Genomic DNA, 23076 nt, shown 5'->3' with positions numbered 1-23076 from the left:
ATGCAATAGTCAGGACAAATGTCTATAGAGTTGTATACAACTAAACAGTCAAATTATGGACATGTGTCCATGCCGCCCTTTTGCCCACGGCACCTCCAACCTAAAACGCTTGCAATACACCCTTCCTCCCCTTTCCCTCCCCACCGCTAATCTTTTGCTTTCCAAGCGACCGCCGGCACGGACGCCCCTCGCTTCATGCTTGATGATGTCGTCATAGAGACCGCGCGCGCTCTGGCGGAAAGCGAGGGGTATGGCTACCAGACGGTGATCAACAATACCCTGCGCCAGGCATTGCTCAGCGATAAAGGCAAAGTGGCGAAGCCCGATCAGAACGCTGCTGTTACAAATGTCGGGCATTTCAAAAAAGGCATCACCGCCTCCGAGCTGAAAAGCCTGGAGAAAAAGTTGTCAGAGGCCCTCAGCGAAATCCATCACGTGATGGAGCTTGAAGTTCGATCCTAGCCACAAAACCAAAACACCCACGCCTGGATCGACCAAAAGCAAAGGGGACGAACTGATCAAATCCGCCCCTTTGCGTGGTGCTCAATTTGCCTGCGACACAGGCTCAATCAACCGCTCAAGCACCCGCTTCAACACATCCTGCGCCGGCACTCGAATCCCGAATTCACTTTCCAGTAACCCGATCAATTCCTCAGCGTCCGTCACCTCCCGCCGTTCGCTCTCACCGCCCATACGATGAATGGCAAAGCTGCCGTTCATCAATGTGCGTCGCCATCCCTCCCCCGTCCGCGCCACCATCAGTTGTTTCACGAAGGACGATTCGGGATGGGTCGATACGTACCAGTTGCCGAGGGTGTAATCGATGTCTTCCTGACGTTGCAGATCGAAGATGTATATCGCCCGCCATTCACCGCCGACGTTGGCACGCAGGGTATAGCCGTCGGCGTGCGGTTCGATGCGATAGGGTTCGTGAGGGGTGGACTGCTCGGCTTCGGTATCCAGCATCAGCGGTGCGGTGGGCACCATGCCGCCGAAGCCGACGTCGGTGATGTAGCGCACGCCGTCGAGGGTCACCAGACTCAAGCGGTGCGTTCGGGCGGTCCATGCGCCTTCAGGCTGGCCCATGACCACGCGACCGGTGATGCCACGTGCGTCGAAGCCCAATGTCTGAAGCAAGGCCAGGAACAGGTTGTTGAGTTCGTAGCAGTAGCCACCGCGACCGTCATGCAGGACTTTCTGTTCTATGGACGGCAGATCGATGAGCACCGGCTTGCCCAATAACGTGGTGAGGTTTTCGAACGGGAAAACACCCGTGTGGCGCAGTTGCAGTTGGCGCAGGGTTTCCAGGGTCGGCGCCGGGGGCGCATCGAAGCCCAGGCGTTGCAGGTACAGCGCAAGATTTGTCAGTCGTGTCTCGCTCATCGCTCAATCCTTTATGCAGAGGTCCGCGGATCGCTCCGCCGATGGGCGCCATGTATAAGGGATAACACGGTCGGACTGACAATTGATTTAGCCAATCGCCGCACGCGCCAAGACTATCGCCGCTTGCGCGAACCCAATCGAATCCATGTCGGCGCATGATCGCTGGCATGAGGTTCGTTGCGAACCCAGGCATCGACGCCAGCCTCTTGCAGGTAAGGACTCAGTGCCGGGTTGAGCAGCAGATGATCGATGCGCAACCCCGAGTTTTTCTGCCAGTGCTGCCGGAAATAATCCCAGAAGGTGTAGATCCGCTCCTCTGGATACAGATAACGCAGGGAATCGGTCCATCCCTGGTCCAGCAGCCGCTGATAACACGCGCGACTCTCAGGTTGCAGCAGCGCATCCTTGAGCCAGGAGCGCGGGTTGTAGATGTCCAGATCGGTGGGCACCACGTTGTAATCGCCGGCCAGCACCACCGGATGGTCGCTGCTCTGCAGGTCCTTGGCGTGCGAGATCAGCCGCTCGAACCACGCCAGTTTGTAATCAAACTTCGGCCCTGGCTGCGGATTGCCATTGGGCAGGTACAGACAGCCCACCAGAACCCCGTGCACGGCAGCTTCCACGTAGCGGCTATGGGTATCGCTGTCATCACCCGGCAAGCCGCGCCGGCTCTCCAGCGGTTGCGCATCGCGCGCCAGAATCGCCACCCCGTTCCACGACACCTGGCCGTGCCAGACGGCGCCATACCCGGCCGCCTCCAGTTCGGCGACGGGGAATGCGCCGTCGACCGACTTGAGTTCTTGCAAGCAGGCGATGTCTGGCTGCTCCCGCGTAAGCCAAGCCAGTAAATTCGGCAAGCGGGCGCGCATGCCGTTGACGTTGAAGGTGGCAATTTTCAGGTTCTTCATGATCCGACGCTCGCAACGGATTGGGTGGTATCCAGTTGTGACCGGGGTGCGCCACGGCAGTTGCCGCGGCGAGCGAAACAGGCGACTAAAGGCGCGAGACTTACAGCGGATGATCGTCCCATGATGCCTTGAGCAACGGCAGCAGTGCATACCTGTCCACCGGGCGACTGAGGTAGAACCCCTGCACTTCATGGCACTGGTCCGAGATCAGGAAGTCCAGTTGCTCCAGCGTCTCGACACCTTCCGCGGTCACGGTCAGCCCCATGGCTTTGCCCAGGTTGATGATCGCCTGCACCACGGCACGGTCGTTGCTGCCGTTGCTCATGGACGCAATGAAGCGCTTGTCGATCTTGATCCCGTCGAACGGATACGTGCGCAGGTAACCCAGCGAAGAATAACCGGTACCGAAGTCGTCCATGTTCAACCGCACGCCCAACTCCTTGAGCGCATTCATGGTCGCCAGGGCGCCGTCGACGTCGATGAGCATCACGTTTTCAGTGATCTCCAGTTCCAGCCGACTGGCGGGCAATCGGCTCTGGATCAACGCCTCCCGGACATCCTCGATCACATCGCTACGAGCAAACTGCACCGGCGACAAGTTGACCGACACCATCATCGCACCAGGCCAGGTCAAGGCCGTCGCGCACGCCTCGCGCAACACCCAGCGCCCTAATGGCACGATCAGATCGGTCTGCTCGGCCAATGGAATAAACGCGTCGGGGTTCAACAAGCCTTGCACCGGATGCTGCCAGCGCAGCAGCGCTTCGACCGAGACGATCTGCTTGCCATCGACGTGATAACGCGGCTGGTAATGCATCACGAATTCGTTGTTCTTGATCGCCTGACGCAGGTCGCTTTCCAGTTGTCGGCGGTGCTGGATCTGATCGTTCATGTGCGCCGCAAAGTAGCACCACGTCTTCTTGCCATTGGACTTGGCCTGATACAACGCGATATCGGCACAGCGAATCAGCTCATCCGGAAGATGCCCCTGGCGCCGACTCAAGGCGATACCGATGCTCGCACCGATGTGCAGCGTGTGGTGATCGTAATGGATCGGTTGATGCAGGCTGTCGAGCAAGCGCTCGCAAAACCGGTCGATTTCCGCATGGCTGTCCATGCCGTGGAGTACCAGCACGAACTCGTCGCCACCCAATCGGGCAACCAGATCGATGTCCCGCGTGCACTCGCGCAAACGAATCGCCACTTCCAGCAATACCGCATCGCCGGCCGGATGGCCGAGGGAATCGTTGATCGGCTTGAAGTTATCCAGGTCGATCATCAACAACGTCAACGCCACCGATTGCTCTTTCAGTGCCAACGCGTCTTCGAGGTAGCGCGCCAGTTTGTTGCGGTTTGGCAAGCCAGTCAGTGCGTCGTGCATCGACAGATGCTGGATCTGCGCATGGGCGGCGACTTCATCGGTGATGTCGCTGGCCGTCCCGCGAAACCCCAGTACCGCGCCCTTGCGCTGGATCGGTCGCGCCGACACCCGGCACACCCGCTGCTGCCCCGACTGATCGCGGTAGGAGCAGCGCAAGTGGCTGACGGCTTGCTCTTCATCGAGTTTATTCAGCCACAGCGACAAGGGCGTGGTATCGCAATTGAGCAGTTGCTCGATGTTCTGCCCCAGCCATTGTTGATCGGAAAATCCGGTGACGGTGCTGAAACGCCCCGACAGATAAGTGATGCAGTGCTGGTCGTCGATTTCCCAGATCCAGTCGGACGCGGCTTCGGCCACCGCACGAAAACGTTCTTCACTGGCTTCCAGCGCCTGGTTCGACAAATCGAGGCTGGTATAACTGGCATCCACATGCCCGGACGTGCGCAGGACATAACGAAAGAAGTAAGCGGTCAACAACGCCAGAATCAACAGCGCTCCGCCCAGCGGCGGCAGCAGCGACCAGAGCAATTGGTGGCCCGGCTGCTCAAGCCGGGAGACCAGGCTGTAACCCGTGCCTGTCAGAGCGACGGCTGGCTGACCGGGAACAATGGCGTCGTCGGCCGTCAGGCTCAAGTCATGCAAACCGTAATCGGTGTTCAAGGCGTTGAGCTTTTCAGAATTCAATTGATCGACATATATCAGCACTGAGGTGCTCTTGGGATCGACCGCCGGGCGTTCGTCATTGGGCACGATCGCGGCTGCCGTCAACAGCGCCGGTTTGCCTTCGAACAAGGTGTACCGGCTGACCGCCTCGATGAGGCTCTCCTGGCTTTGAACCTCGTCTATCAGCGTCGCCATCGAGGTCGACAGATAGGTTGTCGCTTGATCCTGAACCAGCAGCCCGCGCACCGTGGCGTATTTGGTTCGCTGACCATCAATCACAAAAACCCCGTCGTAGTGATCGATGGTGAACAGGGTTTTACCCATGTTCTGCTCGACGTAGGCCCACTGCACATCAACCTTGTCGTTCAGATGGTCGTAGGCGGTCGTCCAGTTGGCGTAACTGGCAATGTAGTTTTTCGAGGCGGTGATGCGGTTCTCAAGTGCGCGTTGCGTGTAGAACGTGGTTTTGTTCAGATCCTGAGCATCGAGCCGTGCGGCAATGCTGAACAGGGCCACCAACGCGATCAATACCCCAACGACAAACAGCAGGCCGATGACGAACATCAGGTTGCGGGTAATCGGTGTATGACGCGCAGGTGCAGCGGTGGTAATGGAAGTCAAATCCATGCACTTGTTCCTGTCAATCGATCGCCTTATCGGGTGAGGCCGGCGGGGTCTGGTCTGTCGTCATGACAGCCAGGCTCTCCACTGACCATAGCAGCCATGCTCGGTCGCCGCCCCTGAATAACGCAAGTCATTGCCGCACTTAAAAAACCGAACACATGGCTATGCCATCGATCAGTTAACGTGCAAAACCTGTGGGAGCGGGCTTGCTCGCGAAAGCGGTGTGTCGGGCGACATCGATGTTGACTGTGCCGCCGGCTTCGCGAGCAAGCCCGCTCCCACATGGATTGCACTTAACTGACTAGCATTAGCGGTCCGAGCGCATCAGCGCTTCGACACCTCCTTCCATGGACAATACCGCCGAACGATTTCGCCCCGAATGCTTGGCCTGGTACAACGCCGCATCCGCGCGTTTGATCAACATTTCGGTACTGTCGTGCCCTGTCGGCACAAACGAATAACAGCCAAGGCTGACCGTCACGTAGCCCGTGGGTGAGCCACTGTGGATGATGTTCTTGTCCATGACGCTGCGGCGGATCTGCTCGGCGATCGTCAGCGCACCCTGGATGTCGGTGTCGGGCAGCAACACCGCAAACTCTTCACCGCCGTAGCGCACCGCCAGATCGGCACTGCGGTGGCAGCAATTCTTCAGTGCCCGCGCCACTTCGGCCAGGCAATGGTCCCCCGCCACATGACCGTAGGTGTCGTTATAGCGCTTGAAATAATCGATATCGAGCATGATCAGGCCCAGCGGACTCGACCGCCGGGCTCCGCGCCCGAACTCGATCTCCAGCGCCCGCTCGAACAATCGACGGTTGGCCAACCCGGTCAGGCTGTCGTGGGTGGCGATCAATTCCAGGGTTTTCTGCGCCTCGCGTAAATCCGCCTCAATGCGCTCGCCCGCGCGCACCTGATGAATGAACACCCAACCGAACAATCCCACACCGAGGACAACCAGGGCGACGATCACACTGGATCGAATCGCCGTGTCGTACCAGTCCTTGAAGATCGCGTCTTCGGAAGATGCCGCCGCGACCAACACAGGATAGGCATCGAGCTGACGGTAGCCATACAACCGGACGATGCCATCCACCACCGAACTGATCATGGCGTTGCCCGATGTCGCGCCGGGCAAGAGCGCTTTAAAGATCTCACCCTGCGCCAATGATGTGCCGATCTGCGATTCCACAAACGGCCGTCGCGCCAGCAGTGTTCCATCGGTCAATGCCAAAAACATCGCGCCGTTGTCATCGATGCTGAAGCTTTTGAAGAACTGATCGAAGTACGACATCTTGATCCCGGCCAGCAACACACCCTGGAAATTGCCGTCCTGGTCGTTCACTCGCCTGGAAACCGGAATGATCCATTCGCCATTCTCCCGACTGCGAATCGCCGGTCCGATGTGTGCCAGGGACGATACGTTCTGCTGGTGAAACCTGAAGTATTCGCGGTCCGCTACACCTGGGCCACGGGGCAGATTTTCGGACGACGTCACGATCCATTGCCCCTGCTTGTCAAACAGAAATATCCCGTGCAATTGATGCAGCGCCTGCACCCGCCGCGCGAAGGTTTTCTGCAAGCGTGGCGTCTGGACAGCGTCGAAACCCTCAGCCTGAATCCAGTCCACCAGACTGGTCAGCACCAGATCGGCCTTCATGAACGTGTCTTCGGCCTGCTGCGCCATGGCCCGGGTCAGGTTCGACGAAGACACCTCGGCCAACGCCAGATCGTGCCGACGCGACTGCTCCAGTTGCAGATAAAGCAGACCACAAAGGCACAGGCACACGGCAGCAATGAACAGCGCCGCAGCTTTGAGCAGGGGCAGCCGCTTCAAGGCCCCCTCGGGCGCGGGGTGCGGATCGGGAATGGGGATAGGCAAAAGCGAGTCCTGAGAGGGTAAGGCATGGGCAGAGGCCCAAAACCCTTATTCTTTGTGAGCTTAGTCTACGGGGTTGTGTGGGGCAATTGCGCCAGGTTTACAGAGACCGATTTACCCCCGCGAGTGAAATACGAAAACCCTCTCTGCTAGGATGAAAAACCTCAGGAGCCTATCGAACACTTCGATATCGGCTGCCGCGCCGCCCCGGCCCGTTTACCCAAGGAGGAAAAACATGAGCGCTGCGCACCACCCTGCCCCCATTGACACCGTTGTGTTCGATCTTGGCAATGTCCTTATCCGCTGGAACCCCAGAAACCTTTACCGAAAGTTGTTCGGTGAAGACCTTGAGGCCATGGAAACATTCCTCTCAGAGGTCTGCCACACCGCCTGGAACGAACAACAGGACCAAGGCAGAACCTGGCAGGTGGCGATTGAGGAAGCCATCGCCCGACATCCCTCCCAGGAGGTATTGATTCGCGCCTACCGCGAGCGCTGGGAAGAAATGCTCGATGGGGCCATCGAAGAGACGGTGCACATCCTCGATGAACTGCACGCCAAAGGCATGCGGTTGTTGGCTCTGACCAACTGGTCCGCCGAAACCTTTCCGATTGCCCGTGAGCGCTTTGAGTTCTTACAGAAATTCGAAGGCATCCTGGTGTCGGGTGCCGAGGGCATAATCAAGCCTTCGCCGGAGATTTTTCAGTTGCTGCTATCGCGGTTCGACGTTGATAGCCGCCGCGCGGTGTTCATCGATGATCATGCGCCGAATATTGAAGGTGCACGCCGGGAGGGATTTCATGCGGTTCAGTTCTTCAGCCCGGAACAATTGCGCGAAGAACTGGTGGCGCTTGGGTTACCCGTACAGTCAGCGAGATGATACTGAACGGCTACATTGCGTTGCGTAAATCGGCTTTTCGTAGGAGCCAGGCTTGCCGGCGAAGGCGCTCTTAAGGACGCCTTCGCCGGCAAGCCTGGCTCCTACATTGTCCGATTCGCGCCAGTTTTTTTTCAAAGCCGTTCCGACAGCCAATCCATCACCGCGAAGGTGGAACCCGAATTTCCCCGGCCCGGCATTGCGTCTTCACACCCTTCCCGCACGCGCCGAACCCCAGGTCCTTGCCCATGCACACCCGCACTTCCGACAACTCCGGGCCATTGCAAATCACGGCAATGCCATTGGCCGGAATCCCGGGGTTGCTTTGGCGGAACATCTGCGCGATTTCCTGGGCCTGGAAGTAATACGAAGTGCTGAACGGTTGCAGCTTCTCCGGGATCTTGACCGCACCGAGCGCCGTGTCGGACGCGTTCAGGTAACCCATGGCGCCTAGGCCGCTGCACGTCCCGTGCTTGGCCCATTCGTGTTCGAGCAGCTTCTGGGTCGGGAACAAGGTCAGGCCCTTGGCGTTTTCCGCCGGCGACAAGGTCACCCTCGGCGGGCAGGACTCCGGCCAGCCGCCCTTGGCGTATTGTGGCCAGAGACCGTGAAGCACGAAGCCGTAGCCTTTGCCGGAGCATTGCGCATCGTCTTTGTGGGTCAGGCAGAAGGTCGGCGACCAGGAGAGCGTCAGCAAGTAGTAATCGAACACCCCCGCGACCGATTCCTCCTGGACTTTGCTGCTCTGGGTTTCGCGGGCGCCGCTCAGGCCGATGTTGCCGAAGGTCAGCGCGATCAACGCGACGATTGCGTAAAATTTCTTCATTACCCACTCCTTGGGATGATTGATCTGGCCGTAAAGGGCCGAAGAATGGTTTTGTCACGCGGGTGTTTCAATCGCATGACGCAAGGCAAAACCGCATGATCTTGAAGGAGCTACGATTAACTGACATCACGACAGGAAATCGAAATGAGTAAAGCAGACGAGCTCGCCGAGAAGCTGAAACAATCCCGGCAAACCAGTGCCGACGCGACCATCGCCGACCAGGCCATCGACAGCTGGCCCGCCCAGGTCTATGAGCTGTATCACCAGATCGAAGCCTGGCTGCAGCCACTGATCGAAGTGGGCCTGAAGCTGCGACGCAATTCCACTCACGTGTTCGAGAGGGCACCGGACGGGGCGAGTTACGATTACGCCATCGACCAACTGCTGATCGAAGGCAACCACCACAGCATCACCTTCGACCCTGTCGCTCGCTTCACCGCCGACGGTGCCGGGCGAGTCGAGATTCACTCGTCAGGCAAGGAGCTCGCCCTGTTGCGCACCGTGAGCGAACACGGCCAGACGCAGTGGTGGCTTCAGGCGATCGAGCAATCCGGACAACAACCGGATGCGATCGCCCTGACGGAACACAACCTGCTCCTGGCGGTGCAAGAAGGGCTGGGGCTTTAAGCTTTAGAGCTTGTTCTGCCCCACCGCCATTGAGGGAGGCGCTGCTCGCCTCCCGTCCAGCGTTGGCCGTTCCGAAGGCAGGTTCAGCGCCCGCAACACCGGCTTATCGTACCCATACACATCGGGTTTGAACGTCACTCGCCCATCAAGACTCAGGTCCACCGTCCAGTAAGCCAACAACACCGGCACTTTCACGGGGAGCCTGATGTTCTCTGTCTTGCCGTTGGCTAACTGCTTTTGAATCCCTTCGCTGTTCCAGCGAACCGGGTCGTTGAACAACAGCTCCACCAATTGCAGCGGGTTTTCGACCCGAATACAGCCGGAACTGGTCGCGCGATTGGATTGCGCAAACAACTCGCGATGGGGGGTGTCGTGCAGATAAATCGCATAGTCATTGGGAAAGCGAATGACCACCTGTCCCAGCGAGTTATCCGACCCTGCATCCTGACGCAGCGTAAGGCCGCGCGGGTTGTCCCAATCGACGGTCAACGGGTCGAGCACATTGCCTTCTCGATCGATCACCCGAATCCGGTTTGCATTGAGATAGCCAGGATTGTTGCGAATCTTCGGCAGCATATCCTTGACCAGAATGGTCGGCGGCACGGTCCAGGTCGGGTTGAACGTGACGTAGGTGATCTCCGATTGAAAAATCGGCGTGCTGCGATACGGTTTACCCACCTGCACCCGGGAGCGCCATATCAGCTTGCCATCGCGATAAAACGAAACCTTGTACCCGGCGATGTCGACGATGACAAAGGTGCCCTGAAGTTTGTACAGCAGCCACCGCGCCCGCTCCATGTTCACACGGACCTGGTCGATTCGCGCCTCGACCGGCACATTCAGCGCCGCGAGTGTCGCCGGCCCCGCCACACCATCCGCCCCGAGGTATTGCTCGGCCTGATACTTCTTCACCGCCGCCGTGACGGTGTCGTCGTAGTCGGAGCGCGCGTTCATTTTCGCGGTGAGATACCCCCCCGCCACCAAACGGGCTCGCAACTGCGCAACAGAGGCGTCGTCCATGCCGGGCCTGAGCGTCTGCCCTGCTGGAATCTTTGGCCAGCCACCACTGTCGCGAACCCTGCGCAGTTGCGCCAGGCCCTGCCGCAACGTGCCATAAATCGCTTCTTGTGGCGGCGCCTGGGCGAACGCGCGGGCGACGTCATGGCTGTCGAGGGCGGTGAAGAAAAGGTTGACGTCCTCCCGGGGGTCGATGCCGACCGGGTCGAAATTCCAATGGATGTCCAGCCGCGAAGGATCGACCTTGCCACGTCGCAACTGCAGCAGCGCGGTGATAAACGTCTGGGTCGCCGAGATATCAAAAGCCGCTCGTTGCCCGGGGGTTGGCTCAGTTGTCTGCATCGAGTTTCTGGCCGTGACCAGTTCGGAAATTCGAAAATCCTCGGGGTCCAGGCCATCAACCCCGGTGTCACTCAGGCTTTTCAATAACTGGACGACATCGTCATCGTCCGTCCAGGCAGCGCGATAGCCCCGATGGCTATAAAAATCCAGCACTGCTCGGTTAACGTCGACCCGTTGATGACGCGGCGAGGTGAGCAGCGGGGGAAATGCCGAACTCAATGGCGCCAGTGCCGCCTGAATCGCCTGACCGACGTAATCGCCAGGCGCGGCATCCGCGACCACGCTAACGGGAGATGGCGGCTCAATCGGCGAAGTTTGCGCAACTGCCATGCCGCTTATCAGAAAGCCCATAAAAAATATGCGGCTTATGACGAATAACCTTGTTAATTGCCCCATGGATAATCCTTAATCTCCCGTTTTCAACCGGCTAGCGTCGTGCGCGCTGCTAGACTCGAAACAATCAGATGAGACTTGCGTATGGCCCTAGACCGCTGCGGCTTTTTAATAACGGCCCTGTTGCTGACCGCGTGTACTTTACCGGCAGCCTACGCCGATTCGCTTGAAGCCGCGCTGATCAAAGCGGCCCCCAATGCCAATGCCAAGGTGATTGCCCTGGCCGTACGCGCCTCTCAATGCAGCCGGACCCAAGGCACGGCCCCGGCGCAAAGACTGGCAGTCATCGATTACTCCCTACCCTCGACCGCGCAACGTCTTTGGGTATTCGACCTTAAACAACGCAAATTGTTGTTCCATGAGCTGGTCGCCCACGGTCGCAACAGCGGCGAAAACATGGCCCGCCAGTTCTCCAACCGCAATGCCAGCTTCGCCACCAGTCTGGGTTTGTACCGAACCCAGTCCAGCTATGTCGGGCAGAACGGTTATTCGTTGCGCATGGAAGGTCTGGAGCCGGGTTTCAACGACAATGCTTTCGAGCGGGCGATCGTTATTCATGGCGCGCCGTATGTCAGTCCTGATCTGGCGCGAGCGAATGGCCGGATCGGTAGAAGCCTGGGTTGCCCGGCCGTGAGGCCTGCGATTGCGCATCAGCTGATCGACTCGATGAAGGATGGGCAGTTGTTGTTTTCCTACTATCCGGATCAGCGTTGGTTGAAGTCTTCTTCGTATATCAATTGCGGTAACGCGACCGTGGCGGACTCGTCCAAGCCGAATAGAAGTCACTAAATACAGCGTGAAACTGTCAAAACTGTAATCTTGGCCTCAGCCTGCTGAAAGGCGCAAACCGTTAGCCTCCACCTCATTAAGTTCTCCTCCTTCCGCTCAGGATGGACTTGAGGGCTTCATCAGGCTGACGGATGGGAAAAACGGCATGCATTCCAACACCTCAAGACGCACTTTCGTGAAGGGCCTCACCGCTGGCGGGGTTCTTGCTGGCCTCGGGCTGTGGCGCACGCCGGTCTGGGCGGTCACCAGCCCCGGTGAACCGAACGTGCTGGCCGGTACCGACTTCGATCTGTTTATCGGCGAAACTCCGGTCAACATCACCGGCAACCCTCGCACGGCGATGACCATCAACGGCGGCATTCCCGGCCCTCTGCTGCGCTGGCGTGAAGGCGACACCGTCACGCTGCGGGTGAAGAACAAACTCAAGGACAGCACCTCCATTCACTGGCACGGCATTTTGCTGCCGGCCAACATGGACGGCGTGCCGGGCCTGAGCTTTCACGGCATCGAACCGGACGGGATGTACGTTTACCAGTTCAAGGTCCGGCAGAACGGCACTTACTGGTATCACAGCCATTCGGGGCTTCAGGAACAGTCCGGGGTGTATGGCCCGTTGGTGATCGACGCCAAGGAACCGGAACCTTTCCAGTACGACCGCGACTACGTGGTGATGCTCACCGACTGGACCGACGAAAACGCGGCCAGCCTGATGAAGACGCTGAAAAAGCAGTCCGATTACTACAACTACCACAAGCGCACCGTGGGCGACTTCATCCACGACGTCAGCGAAAAAGGCTGGGGCTCGACAGTCGCAGATCGCAAGATGTGGGCCGAGATGAAGATGAACCCCACCGATCTGGCCGACGTCAGCGGTGCCACTTACACCTACTTGATGAACGGCCAGGCGCCGAACATGAACTGGACTGGCGTATTCCGCCCCGGCGAAAAACTGCGACTGCGGTTTATCAACGGCTCCGCCATGACCTACTTCGACGTGCGTATCCCGGGTTTGAAAATGACCGTGGTCGCGGCGGATGGCCTGCACGTCAAACCGGTGAGCGTCGACGAGTTCCGCATCGCGGTGGCGGAGACGTTCGATGTAATCGTCGAGCCGACCCAGGACGCCTACACCCTGTTCGCCCAGTCGATGGATCGAACGGGTTATGCGCGAGGCACCCTGGCGGCGAAGGCCGGGTTGTCGGCACCGGTTCCTCCGCTGGATCCGCGACCGCTGGTGACCATGGATGACATGGGCATGGGCGGGATGGATCACGGCAGCATGGGTGGCGACATGGCGGGGATGGATCACAGTGCAATGCAAGGCATGACGGGCATGGACGGCGGTGACATGCAGGGCATGGACACCATGGCCGGCATGGATCACAGCAGCATGGCCATGGGCGCCATGGCCGGTATGCAATCCCATCCCGACACGGAAAAAGACAACCCGCTGGTGGACATGCAAGCCATGACCACCTCGCCGAAACTCGACGACCCGGGCCTTGGCTTGCGCGACAACGGCCGTCGCGTACTGACTTACTCCGACCTGCGCAGCACCTTCGAAGACCCGGACGGCCGCGAGCCCGGTCGCACCATCGAGTTGCACCTCACCGGCCACATGGAGAAATTCGCCTGGTCGTTCAACGGCGTGAAATTCTCCGATGCCGAACCGCTGCGACTCAAGTACGGTGAGCGAATCCGGGTCGTCCTGGTCAACGACACGATGATGACTCACCCCATTCATTTGCACGGTATGTGGAGCGACCTCGAAGACGAGAACGGCCAGTTCATGGTGCGCAAACACACTATCGACATGCCACCGGGATCAAAGCGCAGCTATCGGGTCACCGCCGATGCGCTCGGCCGCTGGGCCTACCACTGCCATCTCCTGTATCACATGGAAATGGGCATGTTCCGTGAAGTTCGCGTGGAAGAATGAGGCGCTACCCATGACCAGACTCACTCCGATCTCTTTGGCCCTCGTTACCGTGGGCCTGACGCTTTCTTCGGCCATGGCCGCCACCGATAACATGCAGGGCATGGACCATAGCCAGATGCCGGGCATGGATCACAGCCAGATGCAAAGCGAGGATTACGGGCAAATGCAGCCCGCCGCACCGATCCAAAGCCGCACGCCGATCCCGGCATTGACCGACGCCGACCGCGCCGCCGTTTTCGTCAGCCCCGCCGGCCACAACGTGCATGACACCGCGCTCAACTATTACTTCCTCGCCGACAAACTCGAGTGGCAGGACGCCGACGACGGCAGCGCATTGGCGTGGGATCTGTCCGGCTGGATCGGCGGCGACATTGATCGCCTGTGGCTGCGCTCCGAAGGCGAACGCGTCAATGGCAAAACCGAAGACGCCGAAGTCCAGGCCCTCTGGGGCCACGCCATCTCCCCCTGGTGGGACGTAGTGACCGGCGTGCGCCAGGATTTCAAACCCGGCGATCCGCAAACCTGGGCCGCGTTCGGCGTGCAAGGCATGGCGCTGTACAACTTCGAAGCCGAGGCCACCGCCTTCATCGGCGAAGGTGGCCAGACCGCTGCGCGGCTGGAGGGCGACTACGACATCCTGCTCACCAACCGGCTGATTCTGCAACCGACTGCCGAGCTCAACGTCTACGGCAAAAACGACCCGCAACGGGGCATCGGCTCCGGGTTGTCGAACACCGAAGCCGGCCTGCGGTTGCGCTATGAAATTCGCCGGGAATTCGCGCCCTACATCGGCGTGACCTGGAACCGCACCTACGGCAAAACCGCCGATTACGCCAGGGACGAAGGCGAGGACCGCAGCGAAGCCCGCCTGGTCGTCGGCGTTCGGCTGTGGTTCTAAACGCGTCAACTCAAAAACCTAAAAATCAACCGCTTAAAGCGGTAAGAGGCCTTGCATGCGCACCATCAAAACCACCGCTGTCGCTATCGCACTTTCCACCGGGCTGCTCATGAGCGCACTGGCTCAAGCCCACCCGAAACTGCTCTCCTCCACCCCGGCCGAAGGTGCGAACGGTGCAGCACCGAGCAACATCGAACTGCACTTCTCCGAAAACCTCGTGACCCAATTCTCCGGCGCCAAACTGGTCATGACTGCCATGCCCGGCATGGCCCACTCCCCCATGCCCATGAAAGCCAAAGTCTCCGGCGGCAGCGACCCGAAAACCATGGTCATCACCCCGCTCTCGCCCCTGCCCACCGGCAGCTACAAAGTCGAATGGCGCGCCGTGTCTTCAGACACTCACCCGATCACCGGCAACGTTACGTTCAAAGTGAAGTGATTGATGAGCGACTCGGTCAGCATTGCCCTGCGGTTTGCGTTGTATGTGGATTTGATGCTGTTGTTCGGGGTGGCGCTTTTTGGGCTGTACAGCCTTAAAGGGCAGGAACGGGTGTCTGGGGCGGTGCTGCCATTCCGGTCGATGTTGGCGGGGACGGCAGTGCTGGGCGCGGTGTTGTCTGTCGCCAGTATGGTGATGATGGCGAGTGCCATGAGCGGTGAAACGGACTTCGCCGAGCTGCGTCCACACATCGAAATGATGGTATTTGAAATGGATGTCGGATTGGCCTGGGTGGTTCGCATCGCAGTGCTGGTCGTCGCTATTTTGGCGGTAATGCTCCGTGCACCTGGTTTCAGTTTATGGATCGCGGCTTTTGCCGGTGGTGTTGCCCTCTCCAGCCTGGCCTGGAGCGGGCATGGGGCGATGGATGAAGGCAATCTTCGCATTTGGCACTTCACGGTGGACATTCTGCACTTGCTGGCGGCAGGGGTTTGGCTTGGCGCGTTGCTGGCGTTTGTGTTGATGGCCAAGATCAACGCCCTGCAAACCGAAGCTCGCATCAGGTTGCTGGCCCGCGCGGTTAGTCGGTTTGAGGCGATTGGCGCGGCCATCGTCGTGGTCATCACGGTGACGGGGGTCGTGAATTATCTATTCATCGTTGGGCCGAAGCTGGACGAGGTGTTTCTCAGCACTTACGGGATTCTGCTGTTTACCAAAGTGGTGCTGTTTGCCGGCATGCTGGTGCTCGCCGCGTTGAACCGGTTTCACCTTGGGCCGTTTCTGGAGCGGTCGTTGCGGGATGGGCAATACACGGTCGCCGCCAATGCGTTGCGGCGCAGCGTGGTGGTGGAATTGGCGGCGGCGGTGGTGATTGTGGGGTTGGTGGCTTGGCTCGGAACGCTGAGCCCGGAAATGGATGCCCAGTAAGGAAATGAAAGCATCCGATGACCGGCCAGAGCAGTCAGTGGACAGCGTGAGGGTCCTTTACTAGCGTCTAACCACACCAGATTTCAAGCCAGAGGGTTCAACACCCAAGCGCCAAGGTGAAAAAGCGGCGCAATTATCGAAAGGAGATCGAAAATGGCTAGCGTAATGAAAGTGGTGGATGTCGACTTAAAAATACTTAAATCAAACCCACCGCAGCTACACATATCGGCAATTGGCTTGGTGAATTCTGGTGGATGGACAAACCCGAGACTGGAGCCACGGGTTTATATCCAGTTCCCGCCAGACGGCATTCAAGACTTCGATTTTGTTGCTGATCCGCCCCAGGGGGCTGCTCTACAGGTCATCCTTCCCATCGACGCATCAAAACTATGGAAAGAGCCGCCACTCGATAAACTCAAGGGAGTAAGAGTCCACTCTGCCAGCAACTCGATTGAAGCGCATCTTAAGAGTTCGAAGTCCGTGGCTTGTGGATGAATAACTAATGTGGAGCGATACGTGTTGGGCCTTGCCTGGCACGTATCACCCATTGGAATGTCACCTTGGCAGCGCAATAAACCTCCGTGAGCGTCGTTTGATATGGATCAACAACGCCCTCCAACCATGGAGTAAGTTCAAGATCATTCCCACTAACGGGAACACAACATACCCTGGTTCGCAGCCATCCGACGCTGCCGATCCGCGTTATCACTGTGGAGATCGCCATGCACATCTACGTCAAATCCCTCCTGCTCGCTTTGATCATGAGCAGCCCATTGCTGACGCTGGCCGCCGCCCCCACCGAAACGACGCCTGCCGCACCCACCAATGACGCAACCCAGACCATGCCCATGCAAGACAAGGCCATGAGCGAACAGATGAAGAAAATGCAGGCAGCTCACGACAAAATGGTTGCCGCCAAAACTCCGGTCGAACGCCAGGCGGCGATGCAAGAAGCCATGACTACGATGAAAAACAGCCTCGGCATGATGCACAACAATTGCAGAGGTATGGGGATGGGCATGTCCGGTGGCAAGGGCGGCTCGGATACAGCGATGATGGACATGATGATGAAAATGATGGATCAGCAATCCAGGATGATGAAGATGCCGATGGGCCAATAAGCATTGCGCCATAACACCCATTGCTGACGGTTAGCATTGGCCGGCATGGCCGGACGAAACCCCGGAACATTTTCGTCGGAACGGAGCGCATCACATGAACCACTCAAACCCCTCGGCCCCTCCAGCCCCCTCGTTCTGGCGCAGCAAACCCGGCATCGCGCTGGGTATGCTGCTGGCGATCGGGCTGTTCTACCTGGCCCGTGAGCATTACGGCCATATTTACCCGCTTCTGCCCTATCTGATTCTATTGCTGTGCCCGTTGATGCACCTGTTCGGGCATCATCACGGCAGACACTGACCCATGCATCGCCATCTCGATCATCAAGCACATTGAACCAGGGCCGGGGAGCATCGCATTCAGCGTGGATGACAGCCAAGAAGCGGTTTCACTACACTGATCCAGCCGTGCCCCCACTCCATCACAAAAGCCCGATAACAATGAAAACCATAAAAAGCACAATGCTGCTCTGTGGCCTGCTCGCGTTAGCCAGCGGCGTTCAGGCAGAGCAAAGCCCTTCCCATCTGGACACCGTCCTGCAACAAGGCCAACTTCGCGTTTGCACCACAGGCGACTACAAACCCTATACCGTCAAAGGTGAAGACGGCGAATACTCGGGCATCGACATCGCCATGGCCCGCTCGCTGGCCGACAGCCTGGGCGTGAAGGTCGAGTGGGTCCAGACCACCTGGAAAACCCTGATGCCCGACATGCTCGCGGGCAAATGCGACATCGGCGTCGGCGGCATCTCCGTCACGCTGGAACGCCAGAAAAAAGCCTTCTTCAGCACCACCCTGGATATCGACGGCAAAATCCCGCTGGTGCGCTGCGAAGATCAAGCGAAATACCAGACCATCGAACAAATCAACCAGCCTTCGGTTCGCCTGGTCGAACCAGCCGGCGGCACCAACGAAGCCTTCGTCCACGCCTTCCTGCCCAAGGCGCAGTTGAAGCTACACGACAACGTGACCATTTTTCAGGAACTGCTGGATAAGAAGGCTGATGTGATGATTACCGATGCTTCGGAGGCGCTGTATCAGCAGAAACTCAAACCGGGTTTGTGTGCAGTTAACCCGACGCAATTTATGCAGTATGGGGAGAAGGCTTATCTGTTGCCGCGTGATGATATTAGCTGGAAGTTGTATGTCGATCAGTGGCTGCATCTGGCCAAGGTGACGGGGAATTACCAGAAAATTTTGGGTCAGTGGATAGCGGTGCCGGAGGCGAAATAGCCCGCGTTGGTTCAGCTGCCATCATCGTTACCGCACGGGATGGCAGACACCGTCAAAAATCACCGACACGTGTCAATCGCGGTGCAGGGTCAATCCTTTTGGGGTCGTGGCGGGTTGTCCTGACGATAGGTATGCTGGGGATTGATGACCAATTGTTTGACTTGGCTGTCCAACTCTTTGCTGTGATACAGGTCCAGGCATTTGAGCAGCTCAAAGCGAACGCCTTGACGCTCTGATTCGACCAGTGGATTGTGATAATCACGAGCCAGAAACCGGTCAACCAGAGGTTTACCGGCTTGAGGTGCTTGTTCCAGATCGAAATAGGTCCAGTCCATAAGCGCACTGGCACTGCTTCCGGCGTCCTGGGCGGCTTCAGGTTCGCTCTTGTAGGCTGTAGCGATGCAGTCTGCCAGCACCATATCCTTGTAATTTTGCGCGTAGGTACGCCCGCCTGCCTGGGGAGAGTTGGTCGGATCATCCTTGGACCAACTGTTGGAAGGCGCGGCTACCCAAGCCAGTACCAAGACCGCAGTCAAATACTTCATCAAGACAAACTCCAGAAGTTTGCGCGGTCGGTTTGATAGTTCATACCCGGCTCATTGAAATAGCAGTGGTCATAGCACATTCTGCCGTCAAACAATGTGGCATGCCCCTGAGCGTCCGACCAGCCAGAAACTTCAAACAAAATAAGACCCTTCCGGCCCGCCAGGGTGCCACCATCTGCGGCCGGGTATTTGACCGTCTCGGCGCTTCCCCATTGCTGTTCCAGATAGGCAATCAGGCTTTTGACGCGATAAAAGTACCAGCGCTTGTCAGCGCCAGACACGGTTTCGCCAACTATTCGCGGTATGAGTGAGCCGGAGTAATTGAGGATATAACTCATACGCACCGCGCACGTGTTGACCCATCTTAAGGCCGGATCACGGCTGTTAATGTTCATTGCAACATTGCCGCCAATGACTGTCGCGACTTTTTCAGATGGATTGATGGTGTCGTAAATCCGTTGAGAAGCCGCCCACGCGCTAGAAAATGAGGGTCGAATCATGTTTCATCCTTGAGTTCAGGAAGCAGAAAATCTGCAGCAGTTTAATCCTTCATGCTTGAGGTGACATAGACCTAAACGATGGGGGTCATGAAGGTGTGTTGCCCGGAAGGATCCAGAAGATGAAGCAAATGGGCGAGCTCTTCAGGTCGCCCATCTTCATTGCGGCGACTACACCTGCGCCTGCCAACGCAGCCCCATCACATCCAGCAAATCGCAGCGACCTTGACTTGAAACCGGCTAGTGGATGCCCCGTTTTCTGATCATCCAGGTATGAATCGCGTCGATTTTGGGCGCTGCTTTTCCTTCCGTTTTCGCTGGCGGCTATCCGGCAGATCAAATAGTGCATATAAACATAAACTTGATATTTCAATTTTTTCCAAGGGCGGTAAATTTCCTGAGGTGAGAGGTTTATGCTCGCCTATACTAAAAGGGTTAAATAGTGCTGACGAGCGCATTTGACAAGGTATTCAAATTTAAAAGTGTAGGTATTCTTGGGCGGTTACTGATTAAAATATTTTTCTGTAATGGCTTGGTGTCATGACGAGGATTTGATATGAACGTCTTATTGAAAGAACTTCAGGCCTATCATCATGAAGTGGCTATGAAAATTACTCAGATCAAAGAGTTGCTGAGGAAAATGAGACATGAATCCGATGTGGCTGATGACTGCAAGCTGTTGTTCAAGATGCTGGAAGCCTTGCACGGTGACGCAGAGCGCCACCACCATGAAAATGAAGAACTTATTCGGTTGGCCTTGCTAGCGACTGAGGCGCCGATCCACCAACGGGTCAAGGATATCGAGCGAGATCATCAGGCATTTGGGCGTATTGCTGGACAACTGAAGATGTTGGAGGACACAACTCAGGAAACGAGAGTAATTGCTGACACTATCGATGACTTCATCAAAAAATATTACGATCATATGGATGCTGAGGAAAATATTTTCTTTCCAGCAGCAGATAAATGGCTATCAGACGACCAATGGCAGGAAATCAAGCATCAATGGCATTAATTGGAAGTCACCGTTCACTTTCAAAAGTTAACTACTACTTAGTACCGACCTCACTAAGTAACTGCGCGAACACCAAATATTAACTCACTGGGTGTCCGTATATCGACGATTCCTCGTTACAAGCCCCTTCGCTTTGGCGCGTTGTCTAGTTCTAAAATAGATTTACACCTGTTTCATCCAAACGCCCGATACATCCCATCAATCTCGCTGAAGCCCTCCCATTTCGTTGTTCATTTGTGCTGTCCCCCGCAGCGACTCACCTGAGCCCCGCAAGCCCAATCCTGATAAACTCCCCACCTCCCAGCCTCACCCATTCCAGAAACGTCAATGCCCCCAATCACTGCCACACCCGCCCCGCACTCCCGCCGCTTCTCCGTCGCCCCCATGATGGATTGGACCGACCGCCACTGCCGCTTTTTCCTGCGCCTGCTCTCCAAGCACGCCCTCCTCTACACCGAAATGGTCACCACCGGCGCGCTGCTCAATGGCGATCACGACCGTTTCCTGCGTCACAACGAAGCCGAACACCCGCTAGCCCTGCAGCTCGGCGGCAGTGTCCCGCTTGACCTGGCCGCCTGCGCCCGCATGGCTCAGGACCACGGTTACGACGAGGTAAACCTGAACGTCGGCTGCCCAAGCGATCGGGTGCAGAACAATATGATCGGGGCGTGCCTGATGGGGCATCCACAGTTGGTGGCTGATTGCGTGAAGGCGATGCGCGATGCGGTGTCGATTCCGGTGACGGTGAAGCATCGGATCGGGATTAATGGGCGGGACAGTTACGAGCAGTTGTGTGATTTCGTCGGCACGGTTCGGGACGCCGGGTGCACGAGTTTTACGGTGCATGCGCGGATTGCGATTCTGGAGGGGTTGTCGCCGAAGGAGAACCGTGACATTCCGCCTCTGCGCTATGACGTGGCAGCGCGGTTGAAGACGGATTTTCCGGAGCTGGAGATTATTCTCAACGGGGGGATCAAGACGCTGGAGGCTTGTCACGAGCATTTGCTGACGTTTGACGGCGTGATGCTGGGCCGTGAGGCGTATCACAATCCTTATGTGATGGCTGAAGTGGATCAGCAGCTGTTCGGCAGCAAGGCACCGGTCATCAGCCGGGCCGAGGCGCTGGCGCAGTTGCGGCCTTATATCGCCGAGCATCTGCTGGCGGGCGGGGCGATGCATCACATCACTCGGCATGTGCTGGGGCTGGGCACCGGGTTTGCGGGGGCGCGGAAGTTTCGGCAGTTGTTGTCGGTGGATATTCATAAGGCTAAAGAGCCTTTGGCATTGCTGGATCAGGCGGCGGAATTGTTGGAGGGGCGTTAACGGTCATCTGCGTTGAACCTGTCCCGGGACTGTCAGAAATTTTGTGTTCGGGCATAACATGTTGAAAAGGAGCATGTATGCCGACCAAAAAGAAACCGGCCTCGGAGGCCAAAACCCAGCTTCCTTCGATTCCGAAGGAGCTGATCGATCAGTTCGTTAAAGGCCCAATGAGCGCCGAGGCGATTCAGGACGCATCCATGGCGTTCAAAAAGGCGCTTATCGAGCGAGCCCTTGGCGCGGAGCTGGGTCACCACCTTGGCTACCCTCAGGGCGCGGAGCGCCCTGAGGAGTCGAGTAACCAGCGCAACGGCAAAAGCAGCAAGACCGTGCTGACCGATGATGGCCCGCTGCGTCTGGACATTCCTCGGGATCGCGATGGCAGCTTCGCGCCAATGCTGATCCCCAAGCATGAGCGTCGGTTCACGGGCTTCGACGACAAAATCATTGCCATGTACGCCCGTGGCATGACCGTCCGAGAGATCCGGGCATTCCTTTCGGAGCAGTACGGGACCGATGTTTCCCATGATTTCATCAGCTCGGTCACTGACGCAGTGTTGGAGGAAGTGACTGCCTGGCAACAACGCCCGCTTGAGCCGATGTATCCGGTGATTTTCTTCGATGCGCTGCGGGTCAAAATCCGTGAGGAAGGACTGGTTCGCAACAAGGCCATCTACCTGGCTCTGGGCGTGCTGCCGGACGGCACCCGAGACATTTTGGGCATCTGGATTGAGACCACTGAGGGGGCCAAGTTCTGGATGAAGGTCTTCAACGACCTCAAGACCCGTGGCGTTGAGGATGTATTGATCGCGGTAACTGACGGCCTTAAAGGCATGCCAGAAGCCTTGAGTGCGGTGTTTCCGACGACGACCTTGCAGACCTGCATCGTGCACCTGATCCGTAACAGTCTTGATTACGCCTCCTGGGACAAGCGCCGCGAGTTGGCCAAAGCCCTCAAGCCGGTTTATCAGGCGCTTAACGTTGAAGCTGCCGAGCAAGCTCTGGACGCATTTGAAACGGGGCCTTGGGGCAAACAATACCCAACAGTCGTAGCCGCTTGGAGACGTGCCTGGGATCGAGTCATCCCGTTTTTTGTCTTCCCGCCTGCCATCCGAAAAGTGATCTACACCACTAACGCCATCGAGAGCATCAATGCTCAGTTGCGCAAGATCATCAAGACAAGAGGCCACTTCCCGACTGATGATGCAGCGACGAAGCTGATCTGGCTGGCACTGCAAAACATCACGGCCAATTGGGGCAGCGCAGCGCACGACTGGAAGAGCGCAATGAATCAGTTTGCGATTCTTTATGGCGATCGATTTACCAGGTCAAACTGGTGAAATGAGGGCTTGCCTTATGGCAGGCCGTTACCGGCCCGCACACAAAAAATCTGACACTCCCCCTGTCCCCCATTTCAGCATCGTATCTACCGATACCAC

General features: G+C 57.6%; 22 protein-coding genes and 1 pseudogene. 15 read left to right on the top strand and 8 right to left on the bottom strand.

Annotated elements, in window-relative coordinates; all coding sequences use genetic code 11:
- Nucleotides 1–192: 192 nt before the first annotated feature.
- Nucleotides 193–462: pseudogene (locus tag PSH88_RS10925) on the top strand (BrnA antitoxin family protein); the annotation flags it as partial.
- An 81-nt stretch (nt 463–543) separates the two neighbouring features.
- Here PSH88_RS10925 and PSH88_RS10920 read toward each other — a convergent pair.
- The 4 genes from PSH88_RS10920 to PSH88_RS10900 all read right to left on the bottom strand — a co-directional run bounded on the left by PSH88_RS10920 (nt 544) and on the right by PSH88_RS10900 (nt 6838).
- Nucleotides 544–1383: an arylamine N-acetyltransferase family protein gene (locus PSH88_RS10920; RefSeq protein WP_305426211.1), complete on the bottom strand. Its 840-nt coding sequence runs from the start codon at nt 1381–1383 to the stop codon at nt 544–546.
- Nucleotides 1384–1496: 113 nt separating this feature from the next.
- Complete coding sequence (gene xth / locus PSH88_RS10915) at nt 1497–2291, bottom strand: exodeoxyribonuclease III (protein WP_305426210.1); 795 nt, start codon at nt 2289–2291, stop codon at nt 1497–1499.
- Between the two features lie 100 nt (nt 2292–2391).
- Nucleotides 2392–4962 (bottom strand): bifunctional diguanylate cyclase/phosphodiesterase, encoded by a 2571-nt coding sequence (locus PSH88_RS10910; protein WP_305426209.1) that lies wholly within the window; start codon nt 4960–4962, stop codon nt 2392–2394.
- 304 nt (nt 4963–5266) lie between these two features.
- Nucleotides 5267–6838, bottom strand: a complete 1572-nt coding sequence (locus PSH88_RS10900) for a sensor domain-containing diguanylate cyclase (RefSeq protein WP_305426208.1) — start codon at nt 6836–6838, stop codon at nt 5267–5269.
- Between the two features lie 232 nt (nt 6839–7070).
- Between PSH88_RS10900 and PSH88_RS10895 the strand changes: the two genes are divergently transcribed.
- On the top strand, nt 7071–7715 hold the full coding sequence (locus PSH88_RS10895) for an HAD family hydrolase (protein ID WP_305426207.1): 645 nt from the start codon (nt 7071–7073) through the stop codon (nt 7713–7715).
- A gap of 157 nt (nt 7716–7872) precedes the next feature.
- On the opposite strand, the gene PSH88_RS10890 is transcribed toward PSH88_RS10895, so the two are convergent.
- Nucleotides 7873–8538, bottom strand: coding sequence for a ribonuclease T2 (locus PSH88_RS10890; protein ID WP_305426206.1), 666 nt, complete (start codon nt 8536–8538; stop codon nt 7873–7875).
- Nucleotides 8539–8682: 144 nt separating this feature from the next.
- Between PSH88_RS10890 and PSH88_RS10885 the strand changes: the two genes are divergently transcribed.
- Entirely contained in the window at nt 8683–9165 is a 483-nt protein-coding gene (locus PSH88_RS10885) for a hypothetical protein (RefSeq protein ID WP_305426205.1), read from the top strand.
- Nucleotides 9166–9168: 3 nt separating this feature from the next.
- On the opposite strand, the gene PSH88_RS10880 is transcribed toward PSH88_RS10885, so the two are convergent.
- Nucleotides 9169–10920: a L,D-transpeptidase family protein gene (locus tag PSH88_RS10880; RefSeq protein ID WP_305426204.1), complete on the bottom strand. Its 1752-nt coding sequence runs from the start codon at nt 10918–10920 to the stop codon at nt 9169–9171.
- An 81-nt stretch (nt 10921–11001) separates the two neighbouring features.
- Here PSH88_RS10880 and PSH88_RS10875 point away from each other — a divergent pair, with 81 nt between their 5' ends.
- From PSH88_RS10875 to PSH88_RS10835, 9 genes are all read left to right on the top strand, one after another.
- Nucleotides 11002–11706 (top strand): murein L,D-transpeptidase catalytic domain family protein, encoded by a 705-nt coding sequence (locus PSH88_RS10875; protein WP_305426203.1) that lies wholly within the window; start codon nt 11002–11004, stop codon nt 11704–11706.
- Between the two features lie 145 nt (nt 11707–11851).
- Complete coding sequence (locus PSH88_RS10870) at nt 11852–13645, top strand: copper resistance system multicopper oxidase (protein WP_305426202.1); 1794 nt, start codon at nt 11852–11854, stop codon at nt 13643–13645.
- Between the two features lie 10 nt (nt 13646–13655).
- On the top strand, nt 13656–14543 hold the full coding sequence (locus tag PSH88_RS10865) for a copper resistance protein B (protein ID WP_305426201.1): 888 nt from the start codon (nt 13656–13658) through the stop codon (nt 14541–14543).
- Nucleotides 14544–14598: 55 nt separating this feature from the next.
- Nucleotides 14599–14982, top strand: a complete 384-nt coding sequence (gene copC / locus PSH88_RS10860; protein ID WP_305426200.1) for a copper homeostasis periplasmic binding protein CopC — start codon at nt 14599–14601, stop codon at nt 14980–14982.
- Between the two features lie 3 nt (nt 14983–14985).
- Entirely contained in the window at nt 14986–15909 is a 924-nt protein-coding gene (copD, locus tag PSH88_RS10855; protein WP_305426199.1) for a copper homeostasis membrane protein CopD, read from the top strand.
- Between the two features lie 153 nt (nt 15910–16062).
- The gene (locus PSH88_RS10850) at nt 16063–16404 is read left to right on the top strand and encodes a hypothetical protein (protein ID WP_305426198.1); all 342 of its coding nucleotides are present in this window, start codon (nt 16063–16065) and stop codon (nt 16402–16404) included.
- Nucleotides 16405–16631: 227 nt separating this feature from the next.
- Complete coding sequence (locus PSH88_RS10845) at nt 16632–17030, top strand: hypothetical protein (RefSeq protein ID WP_305426970.1); 399 nt, start codon at nt 16632–16634, stop codon at nt 17028–17030.
- A 94-nt stretch (nt 17031–17124) separates the two neighbouring features.
- Entirely contained in the window at nt 17125–17328 is a 204-nt protein-coding gene (locus tag PSH88_RS10840) for a DUF2933 domain-containing protein (protein WP_305426197.1), read from the top strand.
- 140 nt (nt 17329–17468) lie between these two features.
- Nucleotides 17469–18260: a transporter substrate-binding domain-containing protein gene (locus PSH88_RS10835; protein ID WP_305426196.1), complete on the top strand. Its 792-nt coding sequence runs from the start codon at nt 17469–17471 to the stop codon at nt 18258–18260.
- Between the two features lie 89 nt (nt 18261–18349).
- Here PSH88_RS10835 and PSH88_RS10830 read toward each other — a convergent pair whose 3' ends face one another.
- Together PSH88_RS10830 and PSH88_RS10825 are read right to left on the bottom strand one after the other, a co-directional pair.
- Entirely contained in the window at nt 18350–18805 is a 456-nt protein-coding gene (locus PSH88_RS10830; RefSeq protein WP_305426195.1) for a type VI secretion system amidase immunity protein Tai4, read from the bottom strand.
- Nucleotides 18805–19305, bottom strand: coding sequence for a type VI secretion system amidase effector protein Tae4 (locus PSH88_RS10825; RefSeq protein ID WP_305426194.1), 501 nt, complete (start codon nt 19303–19305; stop codon nt 18805–18807). The genes PSH88_RS10830 and PSH88_RS10825 overlap by 1 nt, the downstream gene beginning before the upstream one ends.
- A gap of 553 nt (nt 19306–19858) precedes the next feature.
- On the opposite strand from PSH88_RS10825, the gene PSH88_RS10820 reads away from it, so the two are divergent.
- The 3 genes from PSH88_RS10820 to PSH88_RS10810 all read left to right on the top strand — a co-directional run bounded on the left by PSH88_RS10820 (nt 19859) and on the right by PSH88_RS10810 (nt 22977).
- Nucleotides 19859–20317 carry a hemerythrin domain-containing protein gene (locus PSH88_RS10820; protein WP_305426193.1) on the top strand — a complete coding sequence of 153 codons (459 nt, stop codon included), beginning with the start codon at nt 19859–19861 and terminating at the stop codon, nt 20315–20317.
- Nucleotides 20318–20644: 327 nt separating this feature from the next.
- The gene (dusA, locus tag PSH88_RS10815) at nt 20645–21640 is read left to right on the top strand and encodes a tRNA dihydrouridine(20/20a) synthase DusA (protein ID WP_305426192.1); all 996 of its coding nucleotides are present in this window, start codon (nt 20645–20647) and stop codon (nt 21638–21640) included.
- 77 nt (nt 21641–21717) lie between these two features.
- Nucleotides 21718–22977, top strand: a complete 1260-nt coding sequence (locus PSH88_RS10810; protein WP_305422598.1) for an IS256 family transposase — start codon at nt 21718–21720, stop codon at nt 22975–22977.
- Nucleotides 22978–23076 lie beyond the last annotated feature (99 nt).

The sequence above is a fragment of the Pseudomonas wuhanensis genome (genome assembly GCF_030687395.1).
GTDB classification, from domain to species: Bacteria; Pseudomonadota; Gammaproteobacteria; order Pseudomonadales; family Pseudomonadaceae; genus Aquipseudomonas; species Aquipseudomonas wuhanensis.
This window is presented reverse-complemented; position numbering and strand designations above follow the sequence as displayed.

Bases quoted from the DNA above. Each gene is read 5' to 3' on its own strand.
- PSH88_RS10920 (WP_305426211.1), bottom strand. From the start codon at position 1,383: ATGAGCGAGACACGACTGACAAATCTTGCGCTGTACCTGCAACGCCTG.
- xth (WP_305426210.1), bottom strand. From the start codon at position 2,291: ATGAAGAACCTGAAAATTGCCACCTTCAACGTCAACGGCATGCGCGCC.
- PSH88_RS10910 (WP_305426209.1), bottom strand. From the start codon at position 4,962: ATGGATTTGACTTCCATTACCACCGCTGCACCTGCGCGTCATACACCG.
- PSH88_RS10895 (WP_305426207.1), top strand. From the start codon at position 7,071: ATGAGCGCTGCGCACCACCCTGCCCCCATTGACACCGTTGTGTTCGAT.
- PSH88_RS10890 (WP_305426206.1), bottom strand. From the start codon at position 8,538: ATGAAGAAATTTTACGCAATCGTCGCGTTGATCGCGCTGACCTTCGGC.
- PSH88_RS10885 (WP_305426205.1), top strand. From the start codon at position 8,683: ATGAGTAAAGCAGACGAGCTCGCCGAGAAGCTGAAACAATCCCGGCAA.
- PSH88_RS10880 (WP_305426204.1), bottom strand. From the start codon at position 10,920: ATGGGGCAATTAACAAGGTTATTCGTCATAAGCCGCATATTTTTTATG.
- PSH88_RS10875 (WP_305426203.1), top strand. From the start codon at position 11,002: ATGGCCCTAGACCGCTGCGGCTTTTTAATAACGGCCCTGTTGCTGACC.
- PSH88_RS10870 (WP_305426202.1), top strand. From the start codon at position 11,852: ATGCATTCCAACACCTCAAGACGCACTTTCGTGAAGGGCCTCACCGCT.
- PSH88_RS10865 (WP_305426201.1), top strand. From the start codon at position 13,656: ATGACCAGACTCACTCCGATCTCTTTGGCCCTCGTTACCGTGGGCCTG.
- copC (WP_305426200.1), top strand. From the start codon at position 14,599: ATGCGCACCATCAAAACCACCGCTGTCGCTATCGCACTTTCCACCGGG.
- copD (WP_305426199.1), top strand. From the start codon at position 14,986: ATGAGCGACTCGGTCAGCATTGCCCTGCGGTTTGCGTTGTATGTGGAT.
- PSH88_RS10850 (WP_305426198.1), top strand. From the start codon at position 16,063: ATGGCTAGCGTAATGAAAGTGGTGGATGTCGACTTAAAAATACTTAAA.
- PSH88_RS10845 (WP_305426970.1), top strand. From the start codon at position 16,632: ATGCACATCTACGTCAAATCCCTCCTGCTCGCTTTGATCATGAGCAGC.
- PSH88_RS10840 (WP_305426197.1), top strand. From the start codon at position 17,125: ATGAACCACTCAAACCCCTCGGCCCCTCCAGCCCCCTCGTTCTGGCGC.
- PSH88_RS10835 (WP_305426196.1), top strand. From the start codon at position 17,469: ATGAAAACCATAAAAAGCACAATGCTGCTCTGTGGCCTGCTCGCGTTA.
- PSH88_RS10830 (WP_305426195.1), bottom strand. From the start codon at position 18,805: ATGAAGTATTTGACTGCGGTCTTGGTACTGGCTTGGGTAGCCGCGCCT.
- PSH88_RS10825 (WP_305426194.1), bottom strand. From the start codon at position 19,305: ATGATTCGACCCTCATTTTCTAGCGCGTGGGCGGCTTCTCAACGGATT.
- PSH88_RS10820 (WP_305426193.1), top strand. From the start codon at position 19,859: ATGAACGTCTTATTGAAAGAACTTCAGGCCTATCATCATGAAGTGGCT.
- dusA (WP_305426192.1), top strand. From the start codon at position 20,645: ATGCCCCCAATCACTGCCACACCCGCCCCGCACTCCCGCCGCTTCTCC.
- PSH88_RS10810 (WP_305422598.1), top strand. From the start codon at position 21,718: ATGCCGACCAAAAAGAAACCGGCCTCGGAGGCCAAAACCCAGCTTCCT.